Annotated in this window: 1 protein-coding gene; it reads left to right on the top strand. The window is 59.8% G+C overall.

From position 1 onward, the window contains the following. Positions 1-49 precede the first annotated feature (49 nt). A complete protein-coding gene (locus tag AC5ZGW_RS46250; RefSeq protein WP_130231940.1) occupies positions 50-1,285 on the top strand; it encodes an IS701 family transposase in 1,236 nt (411 codons plus the stop codon). The last annotated feature ends 158 nt before the right edge of the window (positions 1,286-1,443 follow it).

The following is a 1,443-nucleotide window of genomic DNA, read 5'->3' as shown; positions in this document are numbered from 1 at the left end:
CTAGCATTACAGTTGTTTTTTTAGTGGGTTTCTGAATCCATGGGCAACCATGATTCGAAGATCGTGGACGCAGGCAGCGTCGATTGAGGAGACGCTTGCGTTGTGGGCGGCGTCGCTTCGGGAGATCAAGAAGCGGATACGTCCGTTGTTCAGGCAAGAACGTGTTGCGAGGAATGCGGGCCTGTTCCTGGAAGGCCTTCTCGGAGATGAGCAACGCAAGACCGGTTGGATGCGCGCCGAGGCGGCTGGCGATCCCGGCCCATGGCGTCAGCAGGCGATCCTGGGCCGCATGGATTGGGATGCGGATGCCCTGCGCGATATCGTGCGTGACTATGTCGTCGAGCATTTGGCGGATGACGATGCGGTGCTCGTGATCGACGAGACCGGTTTTCTCAAGCAGGGCAAAGCGTCGTGCGGCGTGGCGCGGCAATACACTGGTTCCGCAGGCAAGGTCACGAACTGCCAGATCGGGGTCTTCGTTGCCTACGTTTCGCGCCACGGTCATGCGTTCATCGACCGTACGCTGTATCTTCCGAAGGAATGGACCGACGATCCGGATCGCCTGGAAGCCGCATATGTGCCTGCCGACGTCGGCTTTGCGACCAAACCGAAGCTCGCGACGAGAATGATCGCAGGCGCAATAGCCGCGTCTGTGCCATTCAAGTGGGTTGCTGGTGACACCGTCTATGGTGTTGGCGATATCGAACAGCAACTGCGCCGGGCCGGCAAAGGCTACGTGCTCGGGGTCAGCAGCGCTCATGTGTTTCGATCCTGGGGCAAGCGACCGCCGGTCTCCGGTACGGCCGCAGACATCGCCCGGACGCGGCGCTCATCCGACTGGAAGCGCCTGTCGGCGGGAGCCGGAACCAAAGGACCGCGGCTGCACGATTGGTGTTATCTCGAACTGGCCGACCTCGAGGCCGAGCCATTCAACAGTGCAAATGATGGTTTGTGGACACGCGGCCTACTGATCCGTCGCCGCATCGCCGATGGTGACCTCGCCTTCTTCACCACCTGGTGCCCAGCGGGAACATCAATTGAAACGCTGGTCGCGGTCGAAGGCCATCGATGGGCGATCGAGGACAGCTTTGAAACCGCGAAAAACGAGTTCGGGCTCGATCACAACGAAAGCAGATCCTGGCATGGCTGGCATCGCCACGTCTCCCTGGTGATGCTCGCCTTCGCCATGATGGCGGCAATCCGTCATCGCGCCAATCCGCTGCCGCCCAAAAAAACGAAACGCCGAACTCCGGCAAAAACCAATGCGTCGCCACGGCGTCATTGATCCGTTGGTCAATCCAGGAAGTCCGACGCATCGCCATCAGACTCGCTCGAAAGCGAATCCAACCCGCACACATCATCGCATGGTCACTTTGGCGTAGAGCTCACCAGGCCGCCGCCCAGCGCGCGCACTTCAAAACAAAAAGACAACTGTAATGCTAG

It is taken from the genome of Bradyrhizobium sp. Crot121 (genome assembly GCF_059512385.1).
Note: the sequence above shows the minus strand (reverse complement) of the source record. Positions and strands in the feature narration are given on the sequence as shown.

Bases quoted from the DNA above. Each gene is read 5' to 3' on its own strand.
- AC5ZGW_RS46250 (WP_130231940.1), top strand. From the start codon at position 50: ATGATTCGAAGATCGTGGACGCAGGCAGCGTCGATTGAGGAGACGCTT.